This is a genomic window from Ferrimonas sediminicola (assembly GCF_005116715.1).
GTDB classification, from domain to species: Bacteria; Pseudomonadota; Gammaproteobacteria; order Enterobacterales; family Shewanellaceae; genus Ferrimonas; species Ferrimonas sediminicola.
In genome coordinates this window covers 1-261 of sequence record NZ_SWCI01000046.1, presented here as the reverse complement: position 1 = coordinate 261, position 261 = coordinate 1, and the positions used below count along the sequence as shown (strand labels likewise).

The window sequence follows — 261 nt, the reverse complement described above, 5'->3', positions numbered from 1 at the left end:
CATCAACAGATAAGTGGCGTCCCCTAGGGGATTCGAACCCCTGTTACCGCCGTGAAAGGGCGGTGTCCTAGGCCTCTAGACGAAGGGGACCCTGGACTGTCACCGTTTAGGCTCTGGTGACATGAGCACGAAAGTGGTGGAGCTACACGGGATCGAACCGTGGACCTCTTGCATGCCATGCAAGCGCTCTCCCAGCTGAGCTATAGCCCCACTTTTGCTTTGTAACAAAGCGAATAAGTGGCGTCCCTTACGGGATTGGCG

General features: G+C 56.3%; 2 tRNA genes. Both read right to left on the bottom strand.

From position 1 onward, the window contains the following. Window positions 1-14: 14 nt before the first annotated feature. Window positions 15-90: transfer RNA gene (locus tag FCL40_RS18465), tRNA-Glu, on the bottom strand. Between the two features lie 44 nt (window positions 91-134). After that, window positions 135-210 (bottom strand) — tRNA-Ala (locus FCL40_RS18460). Between the last annotated feature and the right edge of the window lie 51 nt (window positions 211-261).